Annotated in this window: 24 protein-coding genes; 11 read left to right on the forward strand and 13 right to left on the reverse strand. The window is 59.5% G+C overall.

Annotation, left to right across the window (positions count from 1 at the left end):
* Positions 1-31: 31 nt before the first annotated feature.
* From N2A98_RS21010 to N2A98_RS21020, 3 genes are all read right to left on the reverse strand, one after another.
* Positions 32-253: a zinc ribbon domain-containing protein gene (locus N2A98_RS21010; protein ID WP_003193872.1), complete on the reverse strand. Its 222-nt coding sequence runs from the start codon at positions 251-253 to the stop codon at positions 32-34.
* Between the two features lie 163 nt (positions 254-416).
* A complete protein-coding gene (locus N2A98_RS21015; RefSeq protein ID WP_047711670.1) occupies positions 417-770 on the reverse strand; it encodes a ribbon-helix-helix domain-containing protein in 354 nt (117 codons plus the stop codon).
* Positions 771-949: 179 nt separating this feature from the next.
* Positions 950-1,423 (reverse strand): Dps family protein, encoded by a 474-nt coding sequence (locus N2A98_RS21020; RefSeq protein ID WP_003193874.1) that lies wholly within the window; start codon positions 1,421-1,423, stop codon positions 950-952.
* Positions 1,424-1,850: 427 nt separating this feature from the next.
* Between N2A98_RS21020 and N2A98_RS21025 the strand changes: the two genes are divergently transcribed.
* On the forward strand, positions 1,851-2,453 hold the full coding sequence (locus N2A98_RS21025; protein ID WP_003193875.1) for a cold-shock protein: 603 nt from the start codon (positions 1,851-1,853) through the stop codon (positions 2,451-2,453).
* 72 nt (positions 2,454-2,525) lie between these two features.
* On the opposite strand, the gene N2A98_RS21030 is transcribed toward N2A98_RS21025, so the two are convergent.
* Together N2A98_RS21030 and N2A98_RS21035 are read right to left on the reverse strand one after the other, a co-directional pair.
* A complete protein-coding gene (locus tag N2A98_RS21030; RefSeq protein ID WP_078803696.1) occupies positions 2,526-2,732 on the reverse strand; it encodes a SlyX family protein in 207 nt (68 codons plus the stop codon).
* 3 nt (positions 2,733-2,735) lie between these two features.
* Positions 2,736-3,161: an HIT domain-containing protein gene (locus tag N2A98_RS21035; protein ID WP_069558445.1), complete on the reverse strand. Its 426-nt coding sequence runs from the start codon at positions 3,159-3,161 to the stop codon at positions 2,736-2,738.
* A gap of 740 nt (positions 3,162-3,901) precedes the next feature.
* Here N2A98_RS21035 and N2A98_RS21040 point away from each other — a divergent pair.
* Positions 3,902-5,200 (forward strand): OprD family porin, encoded by a 1,299-nt coding sequence (locus N2A98_RS21040; protein ID WP_275622595.1) that lies wholly within the window; start codon positions 3,902-3,904, stop codon positions 5,198-5,200.
* A gap of 181 nt (positions 5,201-5,381) precedes the next feature.
* Here N2A98_RS21040 and N2A98_RS21045 read toward each other — a convergent pair whose 3' ends face one another.
* Entirely contained in the window at positions 5,382-6,224 is an 843-nt protein-coding gene (locus tag N2A98_RS21045) for a mechanosensitive ion channel family protein (RefSeq protein ID WP_056791140.1), read from the reverse strand.
* A 136-nt stretch (positions 6,225-6,360) separates the two neighbouring features.
* Positions 6,361-6,846, reverse strand: coding sequence for a YajQ family cyclic di-GMP-binding protein (locus N2A98_RS21050; RefSeq protein ID WP_003193880.1), 486 nt, complete (start codon positions 6,844-6,846; stop codon positions 6,361-6,363).
* 123 nt (positions 6,847-6,969) lie between these two features.
* On the opposite strand from N2A98_RS21050, the gene N2A98_RS21055 reads away from it, so the two are divergent.
* From N2A98_RS21055 to N2A98_RS21065, 3 genes are read left to right on the forward strand one after another with little or no spacing between them, the layout of a single operon-like run.
* Positions 6,970-7,887: a putative 2-dehydropantoate 2-reductase gene (locus N2A98_RS21055; RefSeq protein WP_275622596.1), complete on the forward strand. Its 918-nt coding sequence runs from the start codon at positions 6,970-6,972 to the stop codon at positions 7,885-7,887.
* 46 nt (positions 7,888-7,933) lie between these two features.
* Positions 7,934-9,970, forward strand: coding sequence for an ATP-binding protein (locus N2A98_RS21060; protein WP_275622597.1), 2,037 nt, complete (start codon positions 7,934-7,936; stop codon positions 9,968-9,970).
* Between the two features lie 2 nt (positions 9,971-9,972).
* Positions 9,973-10,551, forward strand: coding sequence for a cob(I)yrinic acid a,c-diamide adenosyltransferase (locus N2A98_RS21065; protein ID WP_032895497.1), 579 nt, complete (start codon positions 9,973-9,975; stop codon positions 10,549-10,551).
* Between the two features lie 126 nt (positions 10,552-10,677).
* On the opposite strand, the gene N2A98_RS21070 is transcribed toward N2A98_RS21065, so the two are convergent.
* From N2A98_RS21070 to secA, 3 genes are all read right to left on the reverse strand, one after another.
* Entirely contained in the window at positions 10,678-11,622 is a 945-nt protein-coding gene (locus N2A98_RS21070) for a Nudix family hydrolase (protein WP_047711674.1), read from the reverse strand.
* Positions 11,623-11,765: 143 nt separating this feature from the next.
* Complete coding sequence (gene argJ / locus N2A98_RS21075) at positions 11,766-12,983, reverse strand: bifunctional glutamate N-acetyltransferase/amino-acid acetyltransferase ArgJ (RefSeq protein WP_032895495.1); 1,218 nt, start codon at positions 12,981-12,983, stop codon at positions 11,766-11,768.
* A gap of 124 nt (positions 12,984-13,107) precedes the next feature.
* A complete protein-coding gene (gene secA / locus N2A98_RS21080) occupies positions 13,108-15,843 on the reverse strand; it encodes a preprotein translocase subunit SecA (protein WP_275622598.1) in 2,736 nt (911 codons plus the stop codon).
* A 306-nt stretch (positions 15,844-16,149) separates the two neighbouring features.
* On the opposite strand from secA, the gene N2A98_RS21085 reads away from it, so the two are divergent.
* A complete protein-coding gene (locus tag N2A98_RS21085; protein WP_003193887.1) occupies positions 16,150-16,605 on the forward strand; it encodes a DciA family protein in 456 nt (151 codons plus the stop codon).
* A gap of 4 nt (positions 16,606-16,609) precedes the next feature.
* On the opposite strand, the gene N2A98_RS21090 is transcribed toward N2A98_RS21085, so the two are convergent.
* Positions 16,610-18,088, reverse strand: coding sequence for a helicase HerA-like domain-containing protein (locus tag N2A98_RS21090; RefSeq protein WP_047711675.1), 1,479 nt, complete (start codon positions 18,086-18,088; stop codon positions 16,610-16,612).
* 205 nt (positions 18,089-18,293) lie between these two features.
* Between N2A98_RS21090 and N2A98_RS21095 the strand changes: the two genes are divergently transcribed.
* The 4 genes from N2A98_RS21095 (at position 18,294) to N2A98_RS21110 (ending at position 23,354) form a co-directional block, all read left to right on the forward strand.
* Positions 18,294-20,183, forward strand: a complete 1,890-nt coding sequence (locus tag N2A98_RS21095) for a methyl-accepting chemotaxis protein (RefSeq protein WP_047711676.1) — start codon at positions 18,294-18,296, stop codon at positions 20,181-20,183.
* Positions 20,184-20,390: 207 nt separating this feature from the next.
* Positions 20,391-21,512, forward strand: a complete 1,122-nt coding sequence (locus N2A98_RS21100) for a glycosyltransferase family 1 protein (RefSeq protein WP_044267860.1) — start codon at positions 20,391-20,393, stop codon at positions 21,510-21,512.
* A complete protein-coding gene (locus N2A98_RS21105; protein WP_078803701.1) occupies positions 21,505-22,257 on the forward strand; it encodes a polysaccharide deacetylase family protein in 753 nt (250 codons plus the stop codon). The genes N2A98_RS21100 and N2A98_RS21105 overlap by 8 nt, the downstream gene beginning before the upstream one ends.
* The gene (locus N2A98_RS21110; protein ID WP_275622599.1) at positions 22,245-23,354 is read left to right on the forward strand and encodes a lysylphosphatidylglycerol synthase transmembrane domain-containing protein; all 1,110 of its coding nucleotides are present in this window, start codon (positions 22,245-22,247) and stop codon (positions 23,352-23,354) included. Before N2A98_RS21105 ends, N2A98_RS21110 begins: the two co-directional genes overlap by 13 nt.
* A gap of 124 nt (positions 23,355-23,478) precedes the next feature.
* Here the strand turns inward: N2A98_RS21110 and purU are convergent, their stop codons facing one another.
* The gene (purU, locus tag N2A98_RS21115; RefSeq protein WP_003193893.1) at positions 23,479-24,327 is read right to left on the reverse strand and encodes a formyltetrahydrofolate deformylase; all 849 of its coding nucleotides are present in this window, start codon (positions 24,325-24,327) and stop codon (positions 23,479-23,481) included.
* A gap of 351 nt (positions 24,328-24,678) precedes the next feature.
* Here purU and mvaT point away from each other — a divergent pair, with 351 nt between their 5' ends.
* A complete protein-coding gene (gene mvaT / locus N2A98_RS21120) occupies positions 24,679-25,053 on the forward strand; it encodes a histone-like nucleoid-structuring protein MvaT (protein ID WP_019821235.1) in 375 nt (124 codons plus the stop codon).
* 90 nt (positions 25,054-25,143) lie between these two features.
* Here the strand turns inward: mvaT and sbcB are convergent, their stop codons facing one another.
* Complete coding sequence (sbcB, locus tag N2A98_RS21125) at positions 25,144-26,571, reverse strand: exodeoxyribonuclease I (RefSeq protein WP_275622600.1); 1,428 nt, start codon at positions 26,569-26,571, stop codon at positions 25,144-25,146.
* Positions 26,572-26,598 lie beyond the last annotated feature (27 nt).

The following is a 26,598-nucleotide window of genomic DNA, read 5'->3' on the forward strand; positions in this document are numbered from 1 at the left end:
ATAATGCAGGAGCCTGCGCGTAGAGTTCAACTCAGTCTGCTTTGTCGCCGCCCGCCAGGTTCTTCTTGGCGCCGGTCTTGAAATCGGTCTCGTACCAGCCGCTGCCGCTCAGGCGGAAGCCCGGCATGGACAACATCTTCTTCAACTCAGGTGCCTGGCAGGCAGGGCAATCGACCAGCGGCGCGGCGCTGATCTTCTGAATGGCTTCCAACTGATGACCACAGGAAGCGCATTGATAGTCGTACATGGGCATGGAGATGTCTCGGCGATCAGATCGTTACAGCGCCACGCCCTGCCCTGTGCATAAAGCCCCGGCATGCGCAGCAAAGCGCGGGATTATATCTGGTAAATCAACACAGCGCAGCCGGCTTTGTGCCCAGGGCCCGGCCCGCCAGGATGACGGGCCGACCACCGGACTACTGCGCGAGCGTGTCCTCGGACGTGAGGGCGCCCCGGCCTTTGAGCACGTGGACCACGCACACCACCCTCACCAGCCCACTGAAGTTCTTCACGCCTCCGTAACGCAAATGCACTTCCCGGTCGACATAGGACAACAACGCACTGACCGAACAGGTATTGAGCCTGGCGATTTCCGTCAGGATGTTCCAATAGATCTGTTCAAGCCGCAGGCAGGTAGAAAACCCATTGAGCCTGACCGACCGGGACAGTGGCTTGGCCAGTCCCATATCAAACCCCTTCGAAAAAGGGTCAACTTTTATCTTGTGAAAACCACAGGCTTCCATCACTCCCTTACCCACTCCACGTGACATACACCTGACACTCCATTGCCAAACAGCAGCCAACAGGTTTCTCCCATTGGACGATGGGCCTATAAAACAGCAGCCAGCGCAGAGCAGCCAGAAGACGGGGAGTAGTTAGTCGTAGGACAACGCCAGGAAGCGCAGGGAAACCAGCAGGCAGCGCCCAAGGCGCCGCCTGGGTTTAACCGTTACTGGTTCTCGAGCAGGGAGCGCAGCATCCACGCGGTTTTCTCGTGAACCTGCATACGCTGGGTCAAGAGGTCCGCCGTCGGCTCATCACTGACTTTGTCGAGCAATGGGAAGATGCCTCGCGCGGTACGCGTGACCGCTTCCTGGCCGGCCACCAACTGCTTGATCATCTCTTCGGCGCTCGGCACACCCTCTTCTTCCTTGATGGAAGACAGGCGCGCGTAAATCGAATAGGCACCCGGCGCCGGGAAGCCCAGGGCACGGATACGCTCGGCAATGGAGTCCACTGCCAGCGCCAGCTCGTTGTACTGCTCCTCGAACATCAGGTGCAGCGTACGAAACATGGGGCCTGTGACGTTCCAATGGAAATTGTGGGTCTTCAGATACAGAACATAGGTATCGGAAAGCAGGCGGGAAAGTCCGTCGACGATGGATTTACGGTCTTCTTCACTGATACCAATATCGATTGCCATGTGTTTCCCCTTCAATTGACGAGCATTCATTGATCAGGTGCAGCTCCACTCTAGCAAGAGAGTGCGCCATGTGCAGCCCGACACACCCGAGCGACATGCGGCAAATCGCCCCGCACCGCCTACGGGATCTGACTTGGCAAGCCTGTTTACCTGTGGGAAGAGTCTCGGCATGCCAATGAAAAATCCCGCACCTGTCTAGGACAAGCGTTTGACGCAGAAATGCCGTGGCCGTGGCAACACCCCGAAATGCTTGATTTGAGTAGGCACAGCCTTTGCTGTTAAATAGACGCGGTGTGGCTGCCGTTTATTCCTGCGGCACGTCACATAGGCTGATACCCGCGCACGTGCTCAACGCCTCCCATTGTTCAGAAGCGAACCGTGCCAGTCAGCTCTTCCTTGTGATCCGTCTTAACGTGAGTTAACCAAAATGTTGAAAATCGTCCACCTGCTAACGGGCGTTGCAGCGTTGCTGCTGTCCTTTATTCCGAGCCTGCAGCCTGAAAGCCTGCCCTATCTGGAACAACACGACGCCCTGTACCTGGCCTTGTTCGGCCTTCTTAACCTGACGCTCGCACCGGTAATCCCTTACTGGAACAAAGGCACGCGTCATCAACTGCAAAACCTGGTCAGTGCGCTGCTGGTGCTGACTGTTGTCGTACAAACCCTCACCCTCCTGGCGCCCATGCCTGAAGTCGGGGGCCATCCGGCCATCCTGCTCAGCCTGGTGATTGCTGTGGTCGCCATCGTTCTTCACCTGGCCATCAGCTTCTACCGCTCGTCTCCAGCGGCCGCGTCGCAAAACTATGACATGACCAACCGGGATACCGGGACCGTCAAGTGGTTCAACACCTCCAAGGGCTTTGGCTTCATTTCCCGCGATTCGGGCGACGATATCTTCGTCCACTTCCGAGCCATTCGTGGCGAAGGCCATCGCGTCCTGGTCGAAGGCCAGCGCGTGGAGTTCTCGGTGATGAACCGTGACAAGGGCCTGCAAGCCGAAGACGTCATCGCTGCCCTGCCGCGTCGCTGATTCCTAGCCTTCGCAGCAAAAAAAACCGCGATCCAGCCTTGGCTGGGTCGCGGTTTTTTATTGCGTGCACATTCAATAGTGGGGCGGCGGCGCTTCTTCTTCGGATGACTCGAACTGCCCGCCCATTTCTTCCTGGCGCTTGAGCAGTGCAGTCATCTGCAATTGCAGGCGTTCGATGGCCCGCTGCTGGGCAACCAGGATGTCGTTGAGGGTTTCAATGGTGTCGTCCTGGAAGGCCAGGCGGCTTTCCAGGTCGGTAACGCGTTCTTGCAGGTCCATGGTTCAGTCCTGGGTAAAGGTGAAGTCGGCAGGTAATAGCTCGCGCAATCGGCTGAGAATCGCGGCCACCTGCTCTTCGGTGTAGGGCTGGGCTGGATGCTTGCCCCACACGGGGGCTGGCCAGGCGGCGTCGTCGCGCTTGCGCACAATCACATGCACATGCAACTGGCTGACCACGTTACCCAGCGCGCCGATGTTCATCTTGTCGGCCGCCAAACCCTCGTTGAGCAACTGCGCCAAGGCCGTCGTTTCTTGCCACAAGGTTTGTTGATCTGCGACATCCAGTTGAAACACTTCGCTGATACCGTTGACGCGTGGCACCAGGATGAACCAGGGGTAATTCGCGTCATTGGACAGCAGCAGGCGACAGAGCGGGAAGTCCCCAATGGCCAAGGTATCTTGTTGCAGGCGTTGATCTAAGGCGAACACGTGGCACTCCGTTCGGCAGGTCGGTAACAGGTGCCCAGCATACCTTCGAATGCCCAAGGCTTCACGGGCAATGCTGGCGGCCTTGAGGCAGTCGGGCAAAAAAATGCACCCTTTAGAGGCAGTAACCCAGAGGAGCAACGCTAGGCCGGGCCTCAACGGGATGCACCAAAATGACCCACCTGTGCCTCAAAGGGATCCGCCGATTACCCACCGATAAGGGTCAACCGGTAACGTTTTACCCAGGTAAAGGATTCAGGTGCCACCGAACCTGGGTAACACCCTGGCGTCAAGCCCAACCCAAATGGCGTAAAACCCCCGTGCTTATGCGGTTTTTACAGGTTCATCACACTTTTCACGAAAAAATGACATTCGGTCGGCGGTTTGAGCACGCTTGTTGCATTCACCCCTCTATCGTCGGCAACGGCACCCGTTTGGACACAGGTGTTTCGCGATAAAAATAGTGGCGTTTCAATGTGTATCAGGGATGTGTTCAAACTTTGAAAGAAGTCTGAAAACAGCATTGAAGTTGTCAGCCTGGCTACATTTCAGGCTGTGAATTTGCGACATGGATCTAGCGATTTACGACAGCCTCGTAAAGAAGCTGAAAGGATAGTTGAGTAAGTATCGTCAATAGGGTCTGCGTGAGCTAACTTTGCGCCGACACAAAAAGAAAGAGCCGCCCAGATAAAAATACAGGTGGGACGGCAGTACTCTTCCTAAAACCAAAGGAGCAAATCACGATGCGCGTGATGAAGTGGAGCATGATCGCCCTGGCTGTTTCAGCAGGCACCTCGCAGTTCGCAATGGCGTCCGCCCAGGACGATTCCAAGGGCTTTGTTGAAGACAGTACGTTCAGCATCAACACCCGCTTGCTGAACTTCCGTCGGGACTTCCGCAACAACGACTCAGGCAAGAGCTACACCAACGAGACAGGCCTGGGTTTCAACGGTCTGTATCAGTCGGGCTTCACCCAGGGTACCGTCGGTTTTGGCGTTGATGTCATTGGCCTCTTGGGCGTGAAACTGGACAGCGGCAAAGGCCGTTCCGGTACCGGTCTGTTCCCAACCGGCTCCGATGGTCGCTCGCAGGATGAATACTCCAAAGGCGGCGGAGCGGTTAAATTCCGTATCTCCAACACCGTGCTGAAGGTCGGTGATCAATACACCACCGCGCCAGTGTTCGCCTCCGATGACAGCCGCTTGCTGCCGGAACTGCCTCAAGGCATCTCCATCACCAGCAACGAAATCAAGGATCTTAAGCTGGAGGCCGGTCACTTCACCTCGATTGTTGCTCAAGACCACACCTACAAAGACAGTATCTCCAGCGCCGAACCCGGTACCGGTACTGGCCTGCGAGACGCAAACTTCGTCGGTGGCGTGTATTCCTGGACACCAGAATTCACCACCAGCCTCTACTACTCGAAAGTAGAAGACTACTGGAAGAAACTCTACGCCAACGTGAACTGGACTCACGCCCTCAGCGATGACCAATCTGTTGCTGTTGATTTCAACATCTACAGTACCAAAAGCGATGGTGCGGGCCTGACCCGCGCAGAGAAAGATGGCACAACCAAGCTCGATAACCGTGCGTTCAGCTTGCAAGGCGCATACACCGTTGGCGCCCACACCTTCACCCTGGCAGCCCAAAAGGTCAGCGGTGACGGCGATTACGCATACGGCGTAGACGGCGGCGGCACTGTGTTCCTGGCTAACTCCATCGCGCGTTCCGACTTCAACGCCGAGGGCGAGAAATCGTTCCAGGCGCGCTACGACATCAACATGGCAACCTTCGGCATTCCTGGCCTGAGCTTCATGACTCGTTACGTAACCGGTAGCGGCGCCAACACTGGCACCACGTCGAACGGTAAAGAGTGGGAACGCGACATCGAAGGCAAGTACGTGATCCAGAGCGGCCCAGCTAAAGACCTGAGCCTGCGTATCCGTCAGGCAACCTATCGTTCGTCTGATGGCGTTTACTATGGTTCCGCCTCTATCGACGAACTGCGCCTGATTGCGCAATACCCGTTGAACATCTTGTAACGATCGGTTTCGTTACAGCGATGACTTGAGGCTTCGGCCTCAAACAAAAAGCCGCTCCTCTGTTTAACAGGGAGCGGCTTTTTTATTGCAGTTTTATTTCAATCAACAAAACAACTAGCAAGCTAAGTAACTAGTTTATCAAAGCTGACCTATCGGCCAAGTTCGATAGCATCACGCCAAGTTATTTCGTTGCACTTTCCTGCATCACGCGAATAACCCGTTGCGGAAACGGAATATCAATCCCGGCCGCTTTCAAACGGTCACGCGCCAGTTCATTGAGCATAAACACCACGTCCCAATAATCCGGGGTGTTGGTCCAGCAACGCAGGGAGACGGTGATGGAACTGTCGCCCAAGGTCGACACCACCGCCACGGCGGCAGGGTCCTTCAGTACGCGCGGGTCTTCGGCCAGAGCCAGAAGCACTTCACGGGCCTTCTGCAGGTCCGCCTCATAGTCCACACCCACATCAAACACGACCTTGCGGGTCGGCTGGCGGTTGGTGTTGGTGATAAGGCCGTTGGACAGGCTGCCGTTGGGAATGATCACCGTCTTGTTGTCGCCGGTGCGCAATACGGTGTGGAAGATCTGGATGCTGTCGACGGTCCCCGAGGTGCCTTGGGCTTCGATCCAGTCACCGATGCGGAACGGGCGGAACAACAGAATCAGCACGCCGCCGGCAAAGTTCGCCAGGCTGCCTTGCAAGGCCAGGCCGATAGCCAGGGTAGCGGCACCGATCGCCGCCACGAACGAGGTGGTGGCCACACCGATCATCGAGGCCACGTTGACCACCAGCATGACTTTGAGCGCGATGTTGGCAAGGCTGGTGATGAAGTGTTGCAACGCCATGTCCGCGTTACGCATGGCCAGCAGGCGGCCCACGCGTTGCGTCAAGACATTGATCAGCCACCAGCCGATGGCCAGGGTGACCAACGCCAGCAATACGCGGCTGCCGTATTCCATGATCATGGGGATCCAAGACTGGGAGGTCTTGATCAGGTGATCCATTTCAGCGTTCAAATCCATCTACTTTCTCCTGTTGGGCGGCGATAAGGCTCGACTGACTGCCTGAAAACGCAATTGAGCCCCGAAGGGCTCAATTGTAGGCAATGATGCTGGGGCGTGGGACGTCAAAAGTGCCCACAGGTTCCCCAAAGTGCCATCAGTCGCGGAAGTTATTGAACTGCAGCGGCATATCAAACGTCTTGGCGCGCAGGGCCGCGATGGCCTCTTGCAGGTCGTCACGCTTCTTGCCGGTAACGCGAACCTGCTCGCCCTGAATGGCGGCCTGGACTTTGAGCTTGGCGTCCTTGATGTGCGCCACGATCTTCTTGGCCAGCTCTTTGTCGATGCCTTCTTTGAGCACGGCTTCCTGCTTCATCAGCTTGCCGGAAGCGTAGGCATCCTTGACTTCCAGGCATTGCACGTCGATCTTGCGCTTGACCAGGGCCAGCTTGAGGATCTCGATCATCGCTTCCAGCTGGAAATCGGCTTCAGCGGTCAGGTTGACGGTCAGTTCCTTTTCCTTGAATTCGAAGCTGCCCTTGCCTTTCAAGTCGTAGCGACGGTCCAGTTCCTTGACGGCGTTCTCGACGGCGTTGGTGACTTCGTGTTTGTCCAGTTCAGATACCACGTCGAACGAAGGCATGTGATTTCTCCAATATAAGGGGCGGGCTCAGTAGAGATGGAGCGCGCCCGAGCTAAAATGCCGGGGCATTATAGCGGTTCTTTCGCGCCGTTCACCGCTGGCGAGCTTATGGAGTACACACTGATGGCGACCCCCTGGCATATTCTTGGCGCCGGCAGCCTGGGCACCCTCTGGGCCGCACGGCTGGCGCGCGCAGGCGTGCCCGTCAGGCTGATCCTGCGTAATGAGGCGCGCCTGGCCGACTATCGAGCCGGCCAGGGGCTGACCCTGGTCGAGCAGGGTGTGGAACAGACTTATCCGGTAGTCGGCGAAACGCCTGACAGCCCAGAGCCGATTCATCGCTTGCTGGTGGCGTGCAAAGCCTACGACGCCCAAAGCGCCATTGCCCAGCTGCAACCTCGACTGGCGCCCGACGCCGAACTGATCCTGCTGCAAAACGGCCTCGGCAGCCAGGACGCAGTGGCCGCACAAGTACCGTCGGCCCGCTGCATCTATGCCTCCAGTACCGAAGGCGCCTTTCGCGAAGGCGACTGGCGAGTGGTATTTGCCGGCCATGGTTTCACCTGGCTGGGGGATGCGAGCCACCCCACGCCACCGCTGTGGCTGGACGACCTGCAAGCAGCCGGCATTCCCCACGATTGGGCCAGCGATATTCTCACGCGCCTGTGGCGCAAGCTGGCGCTCAATTGCGCCATCAATCCCCTGACCGTGCTTTACGAATGCCGCAACGGCGGCTTGCAAGCCCACGCGTGTGAAGTGGCGACCTTGTGCGCGGAACTGGCCGAGCTGCTCGAATGCTGCGGCCAACCCGCCGCCGCACAGGACCTGCACAGCGAAGTAAAGCGAGTGATCCAGGCCACGGCGACCAATTACTCGTCCATGTACCAGGACGTGGCCAACGCACGGCGTACCGAGATCAGCTACCTGTTGGGCTACGCCTGCCAGGCGGCCGCCCGCCATCAATTGGTGTTGCCGCACCTGCAACAGTTGCAAGCGCGCCTGGTCGAGCATTTGCGCGCACGCGGATTGGCCAGCGACTGAGGCACGCGCTACCCTGCCTACCTGTCTATCACCTGGGAAAACCCTGATGCCACTGCGCCAGCGTCTTGAAAATCTACCAGTAGGGCAGAAACTGCTGGCAGCCCTGCTGGTGTTGTTGACCACCGTATTGCTGGTGGCCAACCTGACGTTTATCAGCGCCGCCTACTGGATCTCCCAGGAAAGCATGGCCCCCCAGGCCTTGCAGTCCATCGGTCGACTGGTGTCCAACCCCGCGCTCGCCGCCGAGGCCCTTGAGTCTCCGACCAAGGCCGAGGCGCTGCTCAATGAGCTGACCAGCTATTCACCGTTGCGCGCCGCCGCGCTGTACGACGGCGAAGGCAACCGCCTGGCGCAGATGCAGCACGGCGACCGCCTGCACCTGCCGGACCACTACCGCCATATCGAAGCGTGGCGCCTCACTGAATTTCGCAGCAACCAGGTCATCACCCTGCCCCGCGGCAACCAGCCTTCAGGGCATTTGTTGCTGGTGGCCAGCAGTGAGCTGCCGGTGGCGTTCTATACCGGCACGCTGACCGCGAGCCTGGGTATCCTGATTTTCAGTGTATTGCTGTGGCTGGTCATCGCCCGGCAGATCAAACGCCTGATCACACGGCCGATCCATGAACTTGAAGAACTGTCCCGCCAGGTGACCCGCGAGGAAAACTACGCGTTACGCGCCGGGCGTGGCAACCGTGATGAAATCGGCAGCCTGGCCGAAGCGTTCAACACCATGCTGTCGCGTATCGAAGCCCGTGAGCAGCAACTTAAACGCGCGCGCGACGACTCACAGGCCGCCTTTGACCAGGCCCAGGGTTTGGCCGAAGAAACCCGGCATACCAACCGCAAGCTGGAACTGGAAGTCCAGGTACGCAGCAAGATCGAGAAAAAGCTCACGGGTTTCCAGAACTACCTGAACAGCATTATCGACTCGATGCCCTCGGCGCTGATCGCCCTGGACGAACAACTTTACGTCACCCAGTGGAACCAGGAAGCCACCGCCCTCTCCGGCACGCGCCTGGACGAAGCCTTGAACCAGCCGGTATTCCTGGCCTTCCAGCCGCTCAAGCCGTACCTGCCGCAAATCAAGGCCACCGTGGAGCAACACTCGGTGGAGCGAATAGAACGGGTCACCTGGATCAAGGACGACGAGCCCAAGCATTACGCGCTGACGTTCTACCCCTTGATGGGCGGCGCCGGGCGCGGTGTGGTGATCCGAATCGACGACATCACCCAGCGCCTGTCCCTGGAAGAAATGATGGTGCAATCGGAAAAAATGCTCTCCGTGGGCGGCCTGGCCGCAGGTATGGCCCATGAGATCAACAACCCGCTGGGCGCGATCCTGCACAACGTGCAAAACATCCGTCGGCGCCTGTCCCCCGAGTTGCCCAAGAACCTGGAGCTTGCCGAGCAGGTGGGCATCGAGCTGGAGACGGTCAATCGTTACCTGCAAGGTCGCGAAGTCCCGCAACTGCTCGACGGCATTCAGCAGGCCGGGGCGCGTGCCGCGAAAATCGTTACCCACATGCTCAGCTTCAGCCGCCGCAGCAATCGGCAGATGGCGCCCTGCGATTTACCGGCGCTGATCGACCAGGCTGTGGAAATCGCTGGCAACGACTTCGACCTGACCATCGGTTTCGATTTCAAGGGCCAGGCGATCATCCGCCAGTTCGACCCGCAACTGGGCCCGGTACCCGGCACTGCCAACGAGCTGGAACAAGTGCTGCTCAACCTGTTGAAGAACGCCGCCCAGGCCATTCACCTGCGTGAAGACGACAGCGAGCCGGGGCGGATTATCCTGCGCACCCGCCTCAACCCGCCGTGGGCAGAAATCCAGGTAGAAGACAACGGCATCGGCATGAGCGAAAACGTGCGCAAACGCACGTTCGAACCGTTCTTTACCACCAAGGAAATCGGCCAGGGCACCGGGCTAGGCCTGTCGGTGTCATATTTCATCATCACCAACAACCACAAGGGCCAGATGGAAGTGCATTCCACCCTGGGCCAGGGCACCTGCTTTACCTTGCGCCTGCCCTTGGCCGGCAGCCAATTGCCCCCCACTGAACTTACCCAACTGGAGCACTGACCATGGGCTTTCGCCTGTCGAAGATCTACACCCGTACCGGCGACAAAGGCGAGACCGGCCTCGGCGACGGCCGCCGCGTGCCCAAGGACCATCCACGCGTGGAAGCGATTGGCGAGGTGGATACGCTGAACAGCCAACTCGGCCTGCTGCTGGCCAACCTTGAAGAACAAAGCGGCAAGCACCCGGCGTTGAAGGATGTGATTGAAGTGCTAACCCCTTGCCAGCACCGTCTGTTTGACTTGGGCGGTGAGCTGGCCATGCCGGTGTACAAGGCGCTGAATGCGGCGGAAGTGGATCGACTGGAAGCAGCGATTGATCGTTGGAATGAAGAGGTTGGACCGCTGGAGAACTTCATTCTGCCCGGCGGCTCAGCCTTGATCGCCCAGGCCCATGTGTGCCGCAGCCTGGCGCGCAGCGCCGAACGCCGCTGTCAGCACCTGAATGCGGTGGAGCCGTTGGAGGGTGTGGGGCTGGCGTATATCAATCGGTTGTCGGATTTGCTGTTTGTGGCGGCCAGGGTGATTGCCAAGCGCCAAGGTGTTGCGGAAGTGTTGTGGCAGGCAGCGGCCAAGCCCCACTGAGCATTGCGGTGTTTGATCGGGCGCTTTCGCGAGCAAGCCCGCTCCCACATTTGATCGCATTCCAATGGTAGAACTCGGTCAAATGTGGGAGCGGGCTTGCTCGCGAAGAGGTCAGTCAGAGCACCATCACACCTGCGGCCAGAACGCTCGAATACCTGCCACACCTTGCGCACCAGCCTCCCAAGCCTGCTCCCGCTGCGCCGGCCCAACCCCGCCCAACAGAAACACCGGCTTGCTGAACCCGGCGATCAACTGCTGCGCCTGCTCCCACCCCAACGGCTGGGCATCCGGATGAGTCTGGGTCGGCTGCACCGGCGACAGGGTGACAAAATCCACGTCCATCATTTCTGCCAGCGCCAGCTCTTCAGCGTTATGGCACGAGGCGGCCAGCCAACGGTCTTTGGGCAGCGGGCGGCCCTTGCTCGCGTATTTTCGCAACTGCGCCGAGGTCATGTGCCAGCCGGCAGCGGGGAAATCCCCCAGCCACTCGAACGGCCCCTTGAGCATCAACTGCGCCTTGCCGGCACACAGGCCCACCGCATCTACTGCCAAGTCGCGGTATTTGGGGTCATAGCCGTTGGGCGCACGCAGTTGAACCAGCTTGATGCCACCGGCGATAGCCTTCTGGATACCGCGCAACAGCGTCGGGGTTTCGAGCTCGCCAGGGGTGATCAGGTACTCGGCGGGCAAGCGTGCCGCAGCGACAATCGGCGCATTCGCCGCCGGGAATTCATAGTTGACCAGGTCACGCGGTGCCACCCACGCCAAAGGCTGCCCTTCGGCGCCATGGGGCTCGCCGGTAAAGGCCGAGACTTCCCACACATCCAGCAATACCTGTTTGTCCGGGTAGTCATGTTGCACCTTGATCAGCGGCCGCGCCGTGGTGACCTGGATGCCCAGCTCTTCCTGCAATTCACGGGACAAGGCCGTGGCAACCGACTCATCGGCCTCCACCTTGCCGCCGGGAAACTCCCAGAGGCCGCCTTGATGCTGAGTATCGGCACGGCGCGCCAGCAGGATCCTGCCATCGACACCGCGGATCACCGCTGCTGCTACATGCACTCGTTTCACGCCACTGCTTCCTCTCGTCGTAGCCCTTTGTAGGAGCGAGCTTGCTCGCGAAGAACGTCAACGATCACGCGTGCATCCTGGATAAACGCGGTGGCCTTGAGTTTTTCGCGAGCAAGCTCGCTCCTACAGGGGGAGGGTCATTTTCAGGTACGGTATTCCGCGTTGATCTTCACGTACTCGTGGGACAGGTCGGTGGTCCAGATGGTTTCGCTGCACTCGCCGCGACCCAGCTCGATACGGATGGTGATTTCTTCCTGCTGCATCACCGCCGAGCCCTGGGCTTCGGTGTAGGTTTCGGCGCGGGCGCCACGGCTGGCGATGCACACATCGCCCAGGAACACGTCGATCTTGCTCACGTCCAGGTCCGGCACGCCAGCACGGCCGACAGCCGCAAGGATACGCCCCCAGTTCGGGTCCGATGCAAACAGCGCGGTCTTGATCAGCGGCGAGTGCGCCACGGTGTAGCCCACATCCAGGCATTCCTGATGGTTGCCGCCGCCGTTGACTTCAACCGTGACGAACTTGGTCGCGCCCTCGCCGTCACGCACGATGGCCTGGGCCACGTCCATGCACACTTCGAACACCGCCTGCTTCAACGCCGCAAACAATGGACCTTCGGTGGAAGTGATTTCCGGCAGGTTAGCCTGGCCGGTGGCGATCAGCATGCAGCAGTCGTTGGTGGAGGTATCACCGTCGATGGTGATGCGGTTGAACGACTTGTTGGCGCCGTCCAGCATCAGGCGTTGCAGCACATCGCGGGAGACTTTGGCGTCGGTGGCGATATAGCCGAGCATGGTGGCCATGTTCGGGCGGATCATGCCTGCGCCTTTGCTGATACCGGTAACGGTAATGGTCACGCCGTCATGCACGAACTGGCGGCTCGCGCCTTTTGGCAAGGTGTCGGTGGTCATGATGCCGGTAGCGGCAGCCGCCCAGTTATCCACAGACAGGTCATCGAGCGCGGCTTGCAGGGCGCCTTCGATTTTTTCCACCGGCAGCGGTTCACCGATCACACCGGTGGAGTACGGCAGCACCTGGCTGGCATCGACGCCGGTCAGCTGGGCCAGCTTGGCGCAGGTGCGCGCCGCCGCGACCAGGCCCGGCTCGCCGGTGCCGGCGTTGGCATTGCCGGTGTTGGTCAGCAGGTAGCGAATCGACCCGGCCACGCGCTGCTTGGCCAGAATCACCGGTGCGGCGCAGAAGGCGTTGAGGGTGAACACACCCGCCACGGTCGAGCCTTCAGCACAACGCATCACCACCACATCCTTGCGCCCCGGGCGCTTGATGCCGGCCGAAGCGATACCGAGTTCAAAACCGGCAACCGGGTGCAACGTGGGCAAAGGACCAAGACCAACAGCCATGAATGCGCTCCTTAAAAATAGGTGATGTCTGTGCCGTCGCTATCGACGGTGGGAATTAATGGCAAAACGCCGCGACGGCAAAGGCCGGTCGCGGCGCGGGGTGTTGCAGCGTCAGGCGAAAATCTTATTCGATCTGGCCGTGGCAGTGTTTGAATTTCTTGCCCGAACCGCAGTAGCACAGCTCGTTGCGACCCAGCTTCTGATCATTGCGAACCGGCGTCTGGGCCAAGGCCACATCGACCTCTTCACCCAAGGCCTCAGGCTCGTCCAGGCCCGGCGCTTCGTCGTGCTGGAACTGCATGCGCGCCGCCAGGGCCTCGGCTTCCTGACGCAGGCGTGCTTCTTCCTCGATCGGGTCTTCGCGACGCACCTGAACGTGGGACAGCACGCGGATCGAGTCGCGCTTGATCGAATCCAGCAGTTCAGAGAACAGCGTGAACGACTCGCGCTTGTACTCCTGCTTCGGGTTCTTCTGGGCGTAGCCACGCAGGTGGATACCGTGGCGCAGGTGGTCCATGGTCGACAGGTGGTCTTTCCACAGGTCATCCAGCACGCGCAATACGATCTGTTTCTCGAAGGTGCGCAGTGCTTCGGCACTCGCTTGCTCTTCTTTCTCGTCGTACGCCGCCAGCAGCTCGGCCATCAGTTTTTCGCGCAGGGTTTCTTCGTACAGGTGGTCGTCTTCGTCCAGCCATTGCTGAACCGGCAAGTCCACACCGAAGTCGCTCTTCAATGCCGCTTCCAGGCCGGCAACATCCCACTGCTCAGGCAGCGATTGTGGCGGGATATGGGCGCTGACAGTGGCGTTGAGCACGTCCTGACGGAAATCAGCGATGGTTTCGCCAATGTTGTCGGCGGCCAGCAACGTGTTACGCATGTGATAGATCACTTTACGCTGTTCGTTGTTGACGTCGTCGAACTCGAGCAGTTGCTTACGAATGTCGAAGTTACGGCCTTCTACTTTGCGCTGGGCCTTCTCGATGGCGTTGGTCACCATGCGGTGCTCGATCGCTTCACCGGACTGCATGCCCAAGGCTTTCATGAAGTTCTTCACCCGGTCCGACGCGAAGATACGCATCAGGCTGTCTTCCAGCGACAGGTAGAAACGGCTGGAACCGGCGTCACCCTGGCGACCGGCACGGCCACGCAGCTGGTTGTCGATACGACGCGATTCGTGACGCTCGGACGCGATCACCTGCAAGCCACCGGATTCCAGCACGGCCTGGTGGCGCTTCTGCCAGTCGGCCTTGATCTGGGCGATCTGCTCAGGCGTCGGGTTGTCGAGCGAAGCCACTTCCACTTCCCAGTTGCCGCCCAACAGGATGTCGGTACCACGACCGGCCATGTTGGTGGCGATGGTCAGTGCGCCTGGGCGACCGGCCTGGGCGATGATCTCGGCTTCTTTTTCGTGGAACTTGGCGTTCAGTACCTTGTGCTCGATACCTTCCTTGTTGAGCAGGTTGGACACGTGCTCGGAAGTCTCGATGGTGGCGGTACCCACCAGGATCGGGCGGCCCTTGGCCATGCCGTCCTTGATGTCATTGATGATCGCCGCGTATTTCTCTTCGGCGGTCAGGAACACCAGGTCGTTGTAGTCTTTACGCGCCAACGGCTTGTTCGGCGGGATGACCATCACGGCCAGGTTGTAGATCTGGTGGAATTCGAACGCTTCGGTGTCGGCCGTACCGGTCATGCCGGACAGCTTGTTGTACAGACGGAAGTAGTTCTGGAAGGTGGTGGACGCCAACGTCTGGCTTTCGGCCTGGATGTTGAGGTGTTCCTTGGCTTCGATGGCCTGGTGCAGGCCTTCGGACAGGCGACGACCGGGCATGGTACGACCGGTGTGCTCGTCGACCAGAACCACCTGGCCTTCCTGCACGATGTATTCGACGTTGCGATGGAACAGCTTGTGGGCGCGCAGGCCGGCATACACGTGGGTCAACAGGCCCAGGTTGTGCGCCGAGTACAGGCTTTCACCTTCGGCCAGCTCGCCGATCTGGGTGAGCATCTCTTCGACAAACTGGTGACCGGCTTCGTTGAGTTCGACCTGGCGGGTCTTCTCGTCGATGGTGAAGTGACCTTCTTTGGTCACCACGCCTTCCACTTCCTCGATGTGCTGCTCCAGGCGCGGGATCAACTTGTTGATCTCGGTGTACAGGCGCGAGCTGTCTTCGGCCTGGCCGGAGATGATCAGCGGAGTACGGGCTTCGTCGATGAGGATGGAGTCGACTTCGTCGATCACGGCAAAGTTGAGTTCACGCTGGAATTTTTCATCCATGCTGAACGCCATGTTGTCGCGCAGGTAGTCGAAACCGAATTCGTTGTTGGTGCCGTAGGTGATGTCGCAGGCGTACGCAGCGCGCTTCTCTTCCGGCGGCTGGAACGGCGTTACCACGCCGACGGTCAGGCCGAGGAATTCATACAGCGGGCGCATCCAGTTGGCGTCCCGGCGAGCCAGGTAGTCGTTCACCGTCACAACGTGCACGCCCTTGCCGGACAGTGCGTTGAGGTAGACGCCCAGGGTTGCCACCAGGGTCTTGCCTTCACCGGTGCGCATTTCAGCAATCATGCCTTCATGCAAGGTCATGCCGCCGATCAACTGGACGTCGAAGTGGCGCATGCCCATGACGCGCTTACCGGCTTCACGGGCGACCGCGAAGGCTTCGGGCAGCAGCTTGTCGAGGGTTTCACCTTTGGCTATGCGGGCCTTGAACTCTTGGGTCTTGGCGCGCAATTGCTCGTCCGACAGAGCAACCATCTGCTCTTCGAAGGCATTGACCAGCTGCACCGTCTTGAGCATGCGTTTGACTTCGCGCTCATTCTTGCTTCCAAAAAGTTTCTTTAACAAAGGCGCAAACATATCGGCAGGTTCTTCCACACATAGGGATGGAGGGCGCACCGTGAGTGGCCCGAGCAGCCCTCACGGCCGCATTGCGAACGCGCATTCTACCCGGAATCGTGGGTGAGGAAAGTGGCGTTGTTCCCCGAGGCAGGCACGGCGCTGTGAGAGGGCTTGTTTAAAATAAGGGCTTTTGCGCGAACTTCAACCCATAGAGTGCAGAAGTTACTTATTGATTTCATGGGCAAAGCCCAGCCGACGCAGAGCCTCGGGGTGTGCAGGCGCTTTCTGCTAAGATAGCCGCTCTGTTACCTAAGGTGTCTAAACATGGCATTTCGCCCTCTCACAGCCCGCGCTCCCGGCGTGTTGCTTCGCGAAGCCAAGCCGTTGAAAGCCATCTTTGGCCATGCCAAGCGCCTGGGCCATTTGCAACGCCTGCTTGAAAGCCAGCTACAACCGGCCGCACGTGAGCACTGTCATGTGGCGTCCTGGCGTGAAGGCAATCTGCTATTAATTGTCACCGATGGTCATTGGGCCACCCGCTTGCGTTATCAGCAAAAACGCTTGCAGCGCCAGTTGATGGTGTTTGAAGAGTTCGCCGGTTTGACGCGCATTCAGTTCAAGGTGCAGCCGCCCACCGTGCCGCAAGGCGCAGTGGGACATACCCTGGACCTGTCGGAAACGGCCGCTGAAACCCTTCAGGCCACCGCCGAAGGGATCAACGACCCGGGCTTGCGCGCCGCCCTGGAACGGCTGGCCGCCCATGCCCGGCCTAAAGCCTGAAGCGCTACTTGCGTTTGCTGCCGCCCAATAACGAACCGAGCAGCCCCCGCACCAACTGGCGCCCCATCTGATTGGCGGCCTGCTGCATGGCTGATTTCAACGCCTTGCCCGCCGTGGTGCCCAGGAAGGCACCGGCCTTGTCGGTGAAGCTCGGCTCTTCGGCGGCCGGCGCGGCCTGCTCGGCAGGCCCAAGTTCCTTGCGGGCCATCAGCACTTCATAGGCAGACTCACGATCCACCGGCTTGTCATAGCGCCCCAACAGCGGCGAACTGGCGATCAACGCTTTGCGTTCAGCTTCGGTGAGCGGCCCGATCCGCGATTGCGGAGGAGCAACCAGTACGCGCTGGACGACTTCCGGCGTGCCCTTTTCCTGCAAGGTTCCCACCAATGCCTCACCGGTGCCCAACTCTGTGAGCACTGACAAGGTATCGAACGTCGGGTTGGGACGAAAACCATCCGCCACCGCCCGCAGGGACTTCTGTTCTTTGGCGGTGAACGCACGCAAACCGTGCTGGATGCGCAGGCCCAGTTGCGCCAGTACCGTATCCGGCAAGTCGCCCGGCGATTGGGTGACGAAATACACGCCGACGCCTTTGGAACGAATCAGGCGCACCACCTGCTCCAGGCGTTCCTGCAAGGCCTTTGGTGTATCGGCGAACAACAAGTGCGCCTCATCGAAAAACAATGCCAACAACGGTTTGTCGGCATCGCCGCGTTCCGGCAATTGTTCGAACAACTCTGCCAGCAGCCACAGCAGGAAGGTCGCGTAGACCTTCGGCGCTTCATGCACCAAGCGGCTGGCGTCCAGCAGGTGGATGCGCCCACGCCCATCGCTGGCGGGCTGCAAAATATCTTCCAGTTGCAGGGCCGGCTCGCCAAACAAGGCTTCGGCGCCCTGCTGCTCCAGCACTGCCAGGCGCCGCAACAAGGCCTGGCTGGAACCGGTGGTCATCAAGGCGGCGTCTTCGCCCAGCAGTTCCGGGTGATAGCGCAGGTGATTGAGCAGTGCCTTGAGGTCCTTGAGGTCCAGCAGCAACAGGCCTTCGCGGTCGGCCACCTTGAACGCCGCATAGAGCGCCGATTGCTGGCTGTCGGTGAGTTCCAACAGGCTGCCGAGCAACAGCGGGCCCATTTCACTGATGGTGGTGCGCAGTGGGTGACCGGATTGGCCGTGGATATCCCACAAGGTGACCGGGTACGCCTGGGCGGTGTAATTAAGGAAGGGCATGCCGGCAATACGCTCGGCCACTTTGCCCTGGGGGTTGGCGGCGGCGCCCAGGCCGCAGAGATCGCCCTTGATGTCGGCAGCGAACACCGCCACGCCCGCATCACTGAAGGCTTCCGCCAGGCGCTGCAAGGTGACGGTCTTGCCGGTGCCCGTGGCGCCAGCGATCAACCCATGACGGTTGGCCAGGCGCATGGACTGGGCGATGGGCTGGCCGTCAAGGCCGGCACCGATAAGCAGTTGTGTGGAGTCAGGCATTTCGTCACCTATGGTTAATCTTTAGTGCCGCGAGGTCGATATAGACAGATGTAAGCCCGACAAAGACTAAAAAACGGTCAGATAATTCCGATACGGACCAACGGAGCTATCACCAGAAATACCACACCTTTTTTGACGCTGCCATTTTGCGCCTCCCGCATAGGATGCGCCTCGGATATTAAGACCTTAGCGGACCCTTCAAGCCATGAACAAAAATCTGCGCTTCAGCCACAAGATCCTGCTTGCAGCCTCCCTTATCGTCATCGCCGCCTTTGCGTTGTTTACCCTCTACAACGACTACCTGCAGCGCAACGCGATTCGTGACGACCTCAATAACTACCTGCATGAGATGGGCGACGTCACCGCCAGCAACATCCAGACCTGGCTCACCGGGCGTATCGCCCTGGTGGAAAACGCCGCACAGAACATCGCCATCAACCCTGAAAAAAGCGTGGTCGCCAGCCTGCTGGAGCAGAAAGCGCTGACCTCGTCATTCATGGCCACCTACGTCGGTGACAGCCAGGGCACATTCACCATCCGCCCTGACACCAAGATGCCCGACGGCTTCGACCCGCGTGTTCGCCCCTGGTACAAAGGCGCCCAGGCCAGTAATGGCTCGACCCTGACCGAACCCTATATCGACGCGGCGACCGGGCAACTGATCATTTCTGTCGCCACGCCCAGCGCCAAGGGTGGCCAGAGCATCGGCGTGGTCGGCGGCGACCTGAGCCTGCAGACCCTGGTGGATAACATCGGCGCGCTGGATTTTGGCGGCATGGGCTATGCGTTCCTGGTCAGCGCTGACGGCAAAGTGCTGGTGCACCCCGATAAAGCCCTGGTGATGAAAACCCTGGCGGATGTGTATCCAAAAGACACGCCGAAGATCAGCGGCGACTTCAGCGAAGTGCAAGCCAATGGCAAGACCAATATCGTGACGTTCACACCGATCAAGGGCCTGCCCTCGGTGAACTGGTACCTGGGCGTTTCGGTGGATAAAGACAAGTCTTTCGCCATGCTCAGTGAGTTTCGCACCTCGGCGGTGATCGCCACGATCATCGCGGTGGTGATCATCATCGCCCTGCTCGGCATGCTCATCCGCGTCTTGCTGCAACCTCTGCACCTGATGACCCGCGCCATGCAGGACATTGCCGACGGTGAAGGCGACCTGACCCGCCGCCTGACCATCCAGAACAATGATGAGTTCGGCACCCTGGGCAATGCGTTCAACCGCTTCGTGGAGCGCATTCATACCTCGATTCGCGAAGTGTCTTCCGCCACCGAGCACGTCAATGAAGTGGCCCTGCGGGTGGTCAGTGCCTCCAACTCATCGATGGTCAACTCCGACGAACAGGCCAACCGCACTAACAGCGTCGCCGCCGCCATCAACCAACTGGGGGCCGCGGCCCAGGAGATCGCACGCAACGCCGCCCAAGCCTCCAGTCAGGCCAGCGATGCACGGCACCTGGCCGAGGACGGCCAGCAGGTGGTTGAACGCAATATCAAGGCGATGACGCAGTTATCCAGCATGATCAGCACCTCAAGTACCAATATCGAAGCACTTAACAGCAAAACGGTGAATATCGGCCAGATCCTTGAGGTGATCACCAGCATTTCCCAGCAAACCAACCTGCTGGCGCTCAACGCGGCGATCGAAGCGGCGCGCGCCGGGGAAGCCGGGCGTGGCTTTGCGGTGGTAGCCGATGAAGTGCGCAACTTGGCCCATCGCACCCAGGAGTCGGCGCAACAGGTGCAGACGATGATCGAAGAGCTACAGGTGGGCGCCCGGGACTCGGTGACGACCATGAGCGAAAGCCAACGCCACAGCCTGGACAGCGTGGAAATCGCCAACCTGGCCGGCGAGCGCCTGAACAGCGTGACCCAGCGCATTGGCGAGATCGACGGCATGAACCAGTCGGTCGCCACCGCCACTGAAGAACAGACCTCGGTGGTGGAGTCGATCAATATGGACATCACCGAGATCAACACCCTCAACCAGGAAGGGGTGGAAAACCTGCAATCGACCCTGCGCGCCTGCTCGGACCTGGAACAACAGGCCTCGCGTTTGAAGCAATTGGTGGGCAGCTTCCGGATCTGATGGGCAACGCAATGCGATCCAATGTGGGAGCGGGCTTGCTCGCGAAAGCAGTCTGTCAGTTGAAGATGTACTGACTGATTCACCGCTTTCGCGAGCAAGCCCGCTCCCACAGGGGACCTGCGTTTAACCGACCGGCAAACACACCAATCCCAATCGAACATCTATCCTTACCTCAGGTCCATCTAGGGAGAGCAATGGATCGGAGGGATGTTCATCGTGCATATCGCTGACATAACCATGTTCTACGCCCCGGCCAGCGGTGGCGTACGCACTTACCTTGACGCCAAGCACCGGCGTCTGGCGCTCAAGCCGGGCATTCGCCACAGCCTGTTGATCCCCGGCGCACATTTGAGCGAACAGGACGGCATCTTCAAAGTACCGGCGCCCGCCCTGCCCTTCGGCAAAGGCTACCGTTTCCCCGTTCGCTTGGCGCCATGGCGAAATGTCCTGCACGATTTACAGCCCGATCTGATCGAAGTGGGAGACCCTTACCTGACCGCCTGGGCCGCCCTGGATGCACGGCGCCAGTTGGATGTGCCGGTCATCGGCTTCTACCACTCCGACTTGCCACTGCTGGTGAGTAACCGCATGGGGCCTTGGTTTACTCCCAATGTTGAAGCCTATGTGCGCAAACTTTATGGGAATTTTGACCGAGTGCTCGCCCCCAGCCAGGTCATGGCCGACAAGCTCACCGGGCTTGGCGTCAGAAATGTCTTCGTGCAACCCCTGGGCGTAGACCTGCAAACCTTCACCCCTGAGGTACGTGACCCCGGCCTGCGCGCCGAACTGGGGATTGGCGAAGACACTCGGCTATTGATCTTCGCCGGGCGCGGCTCCAAAGAGAAAAACCTGCCGGTGCTGCTCAACTGCATGAAGCGCCTGGGGGATGGCTACCACTTGCTGCTGGTGGGCTCCGGCATGCCGGCCAGCGTGCCGGACAATGTCACCGTGGTCGATGGATTCCGGCCCGCCCAGCATGTTGCGCGGCTGATGGCCAGCGCCGACGCGTTACTGCATGGCGGCGACCAGGAGACCTTCGGCCTGGTGATTCTGGAAGCCATGGCCTGCGGTATTCCGGTGGTCGCCGTGGCGGCCGGGGCCTTTACCGAGATTGTCGATGAGCGTTGTGGCCTGCTGTGTACGCCGAACAACCCCAAGGCCATGGCCGATGCGGTGCGCGAGCTGTTCAGTACCGACAGCCGACGCCTGGGGGCCCAGGCTCGGCGCCATGTCGAGCAGCGTTATGCGTGGGACACGGTAGTCGACAGCCTGTTGGGGCATTACTACGCCGTGCTGGGCAGCCATGAACCGATGCTCGCCCATGGCTGAGCGCGCGCTGATGCTGGTACTGCACGACGTGGCACCGCATACCTGGGCCGACTACCGGCCCTTCGTCGAGGCCGTCGATGCGCTGGGCAACGTGCCCATCACTTGGTTGGTGGTGCCGGACTTTCATCACCATGACGACTTGGCCGCCCACCGCGATTTTCGGCGCCTGCTCGATAGCCGTGTCGCCAAGGGCGATGAACTCACCTTGCATGGTTACTACCATTGCGACGACCAACCTCGGCCACGTACGCCAAAAGAATGGTTTATGCGACGCATCTATACCCATGAAGGCGAGTTTTACCAGCTGTCCGAGGCCGAGGCGTTGCGGCGGCTGACCGCCGGCATTGAGGTATTCCAGCGCAATAGCTGGCCGCTGCATGGCTTTGTTGCACCCGCCTGGTTGATGAGCGACGGCACCCGGCAGGCATTGCGCCAGTTGCCGCTGAGCTACACCAGCGACCCACAACATCTTTATCGCCTGCCGGACTTCACGCCCATCAATGCCCCCGGCCTGGTGTGGAGTGCGCGCAGTGCCTGGCGCCGGGGATTGTCCAAAGTCCTCAGCGACCGCCGGGAACAGCGTTGGCAGACAGCCCCGCTGATCCGACTGGGATTGCATCCGGTGGACATGCGCCACAGGTTTTCCCGCGATTATTGGCTGCACACCCTGCAACGCCTGCTCAACGCGGGGCGCGTCCCCCAAACCAAGGCCGCCTGGCTGGCAACGCAACCATGGGCCGACTGATCTGGCTGGTGCTTGCTCTCCTGGTGGCACTGGCCATTCCGATATGGCTGGGCGGCGGCGAAAGCATTACGCGCCTGCGCCAGTTTCCGCTGCCCCAGTTGCTGGGGATGTTCGCCATGATCATCGGCTGCTGGCTGATCAACAGCCTGCGCATCCGCCTGTTGCTTGGCGAGCATTGCGCTCGGCTAGGGCCGCTTAAAAGTCTAGGCGTGGTGATATCCACCGAATTCGCCATGTGCGCCACACCCGGCGGCAGCGGCGGACCGTTGACCCTGATGGCGCTGCTGGCACGTAATGGCGTGCGCCCCGCCCACGGCAGTGCGGTGTTTGCCATGGACCAACTGAGCGACTTGGTGTTTTTTCTCTGCGCACTGGTGGGGATCCTGCTGTATGCGCTGTTTCATAGCCTCAGCCCGCGTATGGAGTGGTTGCTGGGGCTCAGCGCCGTGTCGATGGTGGGTGGGGTGATCAGTGGCTGGGCCGTGGTGCATTTTCACCGGCGGCTGATTCGCCTGGCGGGTTTGGCACTCAAGGCTATGAAGGTCGGCGCTACCACCCGCCGACGCTGGGCACGCCGGTTGCTGCGTTTTCTGGCGGCGTTCAGCGCCACCCTCAAGCTCCCCCGGAGTACCTTGCTTGGGGTCTTTGCGCTGACCAGCCTGCATTGGCTGCTGCGTTACAGCGTGCTGTACCTGGCGCTGCGCGGGTTGGGCGGTGAGGTGCAGTGGGCCTGGAGTTTTCTGATCCAGATGCTGTCGCTGACTGCCGGGCAGTTCAGCCTGGCGCCAGGCGGGGCCGGCGCAGCGGAGCTGACGTGCGCGGCACTGCTGGCGCCCATGGTGGGCACATCCACAGCAGCGGCGGCGATTCTGATCTGGCGAGCGGTGACCTATTACTTCTATTTGCTGGCCGGTGCGCCAGTGTTTTTATTGATGGTCGGCAAACCGCTGCTCAAGCGTCTTTTTCAGGGGCGGCAGGCGGCTCGTCCTGCGCCTGTGTCTGCTCCCATAAACGCGCCGCGCCTGGAAAATCAGTTCCATCCTCGGCATCCAGCGCGTCCGGGTCGTAACGACTCAAACAGCCCTCGCCCAAGGTAGCAGGCGCCCGTGAGGTGGCTTTATCGAGCGGGTCGCTCATGGGAATCTCCTGAAACAGAAATAAAAAAAGGGCCTGGAGAGTTTTACCTCCAGGCCCCTGCGTCTTTCAATCAAAACCGCTGAGTCAGAAAACCACGGTCTTGTTGCCGTGCACCAACACGCGATCTTCCAGGTGGTAGCGCAAGCCACGCGCCAACACCATTTTCTCGACGTCACGGCCGAAGCGCACCATGTCTTCAATACTGTCGCTGTGGCTGACGCGCACCACGTCCTGCTCGATGATCGGGCCGGCGTCCAGCTCTTCGGTCACGTAGTGGCAGGTTGCACCAATCAACTTCACGCCACGCAGGGAAGCCTGGTGATACGGCTTGGCACCGACAAACGACGGCAAGAAGCTGTGGTGGATGTTGATCACTTTGCCCGCGTATTCGCGGCACAGCTGCGGCGGCAGGATCTGCATGTAGCGCGCCAGCACCACCACATCCGCGTCGTGCTGCTTGACCAGGCGCGACACCTCGGCAAATGCCGGCTCCTTGTCCTGTGGGTTGACCGGCACATGGTAATAAGGGATGCCATGCCATTCGACCATGCTGCGCAGGTCGTCGTGGTTGGAGATCACGCAAGCAATCTCGCAATCGAGTTCGTCGCTGTGCCAGCGGTGCAGCAGGTCTGCCAGGCAGTGGGATTCGCGGCTGGCCATCAGCACCACGCGTTTCTTCTGCTCGGTGTCGGTGATGTGCCAAGTCATCGAAAACTCTTCGGCAATCGGCGCAAACGCCTCGCGGAAGGCTTCCAGGCCAAAGGGCAGCGTATCGGCACGGATTTCGTGACGCATGAAAAACCAACCACTGAGATCGTCCGAGTGATGGCTCGCCTCGGTGATCCAGCCATTATGGGAAGCCAGAAAGTTACTGACCTTGGCAACGATGCCAACCCGGTCCGGGCAAGCAATCACCAGCCGAAAAGTGCGCATTAGGGGGAAACTCCAGAACTTCACAAAGGCGGCTATTCTAGCGATTACGCAAAAAAACTGCAGTATTCCCTTGCACCTGATCTTGAGCCCTCGCCGTGGCAACACCCCTTAATCGTGTAAGGTTTTACCACCGCTATATGACGGTACAACGGTATGCTCAGGCCAGTAGCAAAAAATTAACGCGATTATCTTTGCGCATAACGCTTACTAATTAACTCATCGGCCAGGTTTTCTCACACACATTCAATGTCATTCACCTGAATAACGTCTTAAATGTTTACTTGATGAAATTGCCTGACTATTATTAGGCCACTCACCCTGTCAATCAGCGTTCTACATAAGGTAGTCCACATGTCACTGATCAACGAATACCGCGCCACCGAAGAAGCTATCAAAGAGCTGCAAGCCCGTTTGAAGAACCTGTCCGAAGACGACAAGCTGAAAACCGAGCTCGAATTCGAAGGCAAATTGCGCACCCTGATGGGTGAATACTCCAAATCCCTGCGTGACATCATCGCGCTGCTGGATCCAGAGTCGAAAGTTAAAGCACCGCGTGGCGCTGTGAAAACTACCGGCACCAAGCGTGCTCGCAAGGTCAAGCAGTACAAAAACCCGCACAACGGCGAAGTGATTGAAACCAAAGGTGGCAACCACAAAACTCTGAAAGAGTGGAAAGCCAAGTGGGGCGGTGACGTAGTTGAAGGTTGGGCAACCCTGCTGGGCTAAGCCCGGTCGGACGTTCACCCGATACGTCACACATGAAAAACGCCAGCTTGCTGGCGTTTTTCATTGTCGGAATATTCTGTAGTTACGCACCTACAGATTCAGGCGCGCCGCTAAGGAATCTACATAGTCCTGCCATTGCGCCAGTACCTGACACTGAAACGATGTAGCACTAACCGCCAACTCCTCACGCGCCTGCTTAAACCCCAACAGGGTATTCGGCGCCCCCCACTGTGCATCCGACAAACGTTGCTGACAGAAAAGTTTCCAGCGTTGTTGCTCCTCATTGTTCAAGGTTTCAGGAAAGTTACGCGCCCGGTAGCGAAATAATAATTCCGGCAAACGATGATCATCGAACGGCCACTGCTGACGGGCCAACTGCGCGGGCTCGGCCATGCGAACTTGCTCACATAAACGACGGTCACGGTCACCAATAAAACCATCGTAGAGCTGCTGCTCCGGGTCCGCGTTCGGCGCAAAGTCTTCCTCGGCATAAATGGCTGCTAACTTGTCCCGCCAAACTTCCTGTGCGTCAGTTAGCCGCAGCGCCCGTGCAAGGCAAGCCTCCTTATCCAATTGCAGGCGCTCCAGGTCTTGCGGACGCAGCACCTTTAACGGCGCGACCACCGGGCAGCGGTTGATATGCAGCAACTTGAGCGGAACCGGCAGCTCACCTTCGGCCAACTCATCGCGGCGCGTGTAAAGACGCTGGCGCAGGCTCGCCGCATCCAGGTCCAACAGCCCTTGTGGATCGAGCCCCAGGTCACAGACGATCAAGGCATTGCGATTGCGCGGGTGCCAGGCCAGGGGCAAGACCACGCCCAGGTAATGGCGCTCGGCAGAGAAACGTCCGGAGATATGCACCATCGGTTGCAGCAACCGCACCTGATCCATGACCCGCTGTTTGCTGCGCAGTTGAAACAACCACTCATACAACTTCGGTTGTTTCTCCCGGACCAACCGCGCCAGGGCGATGGTTGCACGCACATCCGACAACGCATCATGAGCCTGGCCATGGTCGATGCCGTTGGCCTCGGTCAAGCGTTCGAGCTTGAGGATCACACGCCCTTCCTGCTCGGGCCAGTTGATGCCCTCCGGCCGCAGGGCGTAGGCGGTGCGCATGACATCGATCAAGTCCCAGCGGCTGTTGCCGCCCTGCCACTCGCGCGCATACGGGTCGAAAAAATTGCGGTACAGACTGTAGCGCGTCATTTCATCGTCAAATCGCAGGGTGTTGTAGCCGGCGCCGCAGGTACCTGGCGCGGCCAGTTCGGCGTGCACCCGGGTCATGAAATCGGCTTCGGCAAGGCCCTTCTCGGCGAGGATACCCGGCGTGATACCCGTGATCGAGCACGCTGCTGGATGAGGCAGGATATCGTCGCTGGGCTGGCAATAAAGATTGATCGGCGCACCGACCTCATTGAGCGCAAGGTCGGTGCGGATCCCGGCTACCTGGAGCGGACGATCGTTGCGCGGGTTGATGCCGGTGGTTTCATAGTCGTACCAGAAAATCGAGGTCACGGGCTATTCCTGTGCTGAAGACCGACA

The organism is Pseudomonas sp. FJ2-5-13 (assembly GCF_029201605.1).
Taxonomy (GTDB): domain Bacteria; phylum Pseudomonadota; class Gammaproteobacteria; order Pseudomonadales; family Pseudomonadaceae; genus Aquipseudomonas; species Aquipseudomonas lactis.